Origin of the sequence: Hydrogenophaga sp. (assembly GCF_041633695.1) — a bacterium.
In the GTDB taxonomy this organism is placed as follows: Bacteria; Pseudomonadota; Gammaproteobacteria; order Burkholderiales; family Burkholderiaceae_C; genus Hydrogenophaga.
This window is the reverse complement of sequence record NZ_JBFJMY010000506.1, coordinates 1-2,765: the sequence shown is the minus strand read 5'-3', so window position 1 is coordinate 2,765 and position 2,765 is coordinate 1. Positions and strand designations below refer to the sequence as shown.

Sequence of the window (2,765 nt, the reverse complement as noted above, 5' to 3'; positions counted from 1 at the left end):
GCCAAGGTTGGTAGAGGCCAACCACCAAGCATGCCACTGGGTCTTTCCGACCTGGCCTAGGCAAGACAGTCGCTGCAGAGCTCAATCCCGGAGATCTCATGGCCGCATCATCGAACTATTCATACACCGAACGCAAGCGCATCCGAAAGAGTTTTGGCACGCGTGAAACCGTGATCGAAATCCCGTATCTGTTGCAGATGCAAAAAGACGCGTACACCGCGTTCTTGCAAGCCAGTTCCGCTCCCAAAAAACGCAACAACGAAGGCCTCCAGGCCGCGTTTGAAGCCGCTTTCCCCATCGTCTCGCACAACGGCTTTGTCGAGATGAAGTTCGTCGAGTACAACCTGGCCAAACCCGCGTTCGACGTGCGTGAGTGCCAGACCCGTGGCCTCACCTTCTCGTCGGCGGTGCGCGCGCGCGTGCAGCTCATCATTTACGACCGCGAGTCGTCTACCGCCCAATCCAAGGTGGTCAAGGAAGTGAAAGAGCAAGAGGTCTACATGGGCGAAGTGCCTTTGATGACCGACAAGGGCTCCTTCATCATCAACGGCACGGAACGCGTGATCGTGTCCCAGCTGCACCGCTCTCCTGGCGTGTTCTTCGAACACGACAAGGGCAAGACCCACAGCTCGGGCAAGTTGCTGTTTTCGGCCCGCATCATCCCTTACCGCGGTTCCTGGCTGGACTTCGAATTCGACCCCAAGGACGTGTTGTTCTTCCGCGTCGACCGCCGCCGCAAGATGCCGGTCACCATCCTGCTCAAGGCCATTGGCCTGACGCCGGAGGCGATCCTGGCCAACTTCTTCGTCAACGACCACTTCCGCCTGATGGACAGCGGCGCGCAAATGGCCTTTGTGCCCGAGCGCCTGCGTGGTGAAGTGGCCCGCTTCGACATCACCGACAAGAGCGGCAAGGTCGTGGTGGCCACGGACAAGCGCATCACCGTGCGCCACACCCGCGAACTCGAACAATCGGGTACCACGCACATCAGCGTGCCCGAAGACTTCCTGATCGGCCGCGTGGTGGCCCGCAACATCGTGGAATCGGACACTGGTGAGATCATCGCCAAGGCGAACGACGAGCTGACCGAAGCGCTGCTGAAGAAGCTGCGCACCGATGGCGTGCAAGACCTGCAGTGTCTGTACACCAACGAGCTGGACCAGGGTGCCTACATTTCGCAGACCCTGCGTGCCGACGAAACGGTGGACGAGTTCGCCGCCCGCGTGGCCATCTACCGCATGATGCGCCCCGGCGAGCCGCCAACCGAAGACGCGGTGCAGGCTTTGTTCCACCGCCTGTTCTACAACCCGGACACGTACGATTTGTCGCGCGTGGGCCGTATGAAGTTCAACGCCCGTGTGGGTCGCGACGAATCCACCGGCGCCATGGTGCTGTCGAACGAAGACATCCTGGCTGTGGTCAAGATCCTGGTGGACTTGCGCAACGGCCGCGGCGAAGTCGATGACATCGACCACCTCGGCAACCGCCGCGTGCGCTGCGTGGGTGAGCTGGCCGAAAACCAGTACCGCACCGGTCTGGCACGTATCGAAAAAGCCGTGAAAGAGCGTCTGGGCCAAGCCGAGCAAGACCCGCTGATGCCGCACGACCTGATCAACTCCAAGCCGATTTCTGCGGCCTTGAAAGAGTTCTTCGGTGCGTCGCAGCTGTCGCAGTTCATGGACCAGACCAACCCGCTGGCCGAGATCACCCACAAGCGCCGCGTGTCGGCTCTTGGCCCGGGTGGTTTGACCCGCGAACGTGCTGGCTTTGAAGTGCGCGACGTGCACGTGACCCACTACGGTCGCGTGTGCCCTATTGAGACGCCCGAAGGTCCAAACATCGGTCTGATCAACTCGCTGGCTTTGTATGCCCGCCTGAACGAGTACGGCTTCATTGAAACGCCGTACCGCCGGGTGATCGATGCCAAGGTGACGAACCAGATCGACTACCTGTCGGCCATCGAAGAAGGCAAGTACGTGATCGCCCAGGCGAACGCGGTGCTGGACGAAGAAGGCCGTCTGAATGGCGAGCTGATCTCGGCTCGTGAAAAAGGCGAATCGATTCTGACGCCTGCCGACACCATCCAGTACATGGACGTGTCGCCAGCGCAGATCGTTTCGGTGGCGGCTTCGCTGGTGCCCTTCCTGGAGCACGATGACGCGAACCGCGCGCTGATGGGTGCCAACATGTCGCGCCAGGCCGTGCCTGTGCTGCGTCCTGAAAAGCCTTTGGTGGGCACCGGTATCGAACGCGTGGCCGCGATCGACTCCGGCACCGTGGTGACCGCCTTGCGCGGCGGCAAGGTCGACCACGTCGATGCCACCCGCATCGTGGTGCGTGTGAACGACAGCGAAGCGGTGGCCGGTGAAGTGGGTGTGGACATCTACAACCTCATCAAGTACCAGCGCTCCAACCAGAACACCAACATCCACCAGCGGCCCATCGTCAAGAAGGGCGACATCCTGGCCAAGGGCGACGTGATCGCCGACGGCGCTTCGACCGACCTGGGTGAGATCTCGATCGGGCAGAACATGCTGATCGCCTTCATGCCTTGGAACGGCTACAACTTCGAAGATTCGATCCTGATCTCCGAACGCGTGGTTTCCGAAGACCGCTACACCTCGATCCACATCGAGGAACTGGTGGTGATGGCGCGCGACACCAAGCTGGGTGCGGAAGAAATCTCCCGCGACATCCCCAACCTGGCCGAGCAGCAGCTCAACCGCCTGGACGACTCCGGCATCATCTACGTGGGTGCCGAAGTC

Annotated in this window: 1 protein-coding gene; it reads left to right on the top strand. The window is 61.0% G+C overall.

All coding sequences use genetic code 11. The annotated features are described in order from the left end of the window. Window positions 1–98 precede the first annotated feature (98 nt). A partial coding sequence (gene rpoB, locus ABYB95_RS20835) for a DNA-directed RNA polymerase subunit beta (RefSeq protein ID WP_372661398.1) occupies window positions 99–2,765 on the top strand: 2,667 nt, incomplete at its 3' end.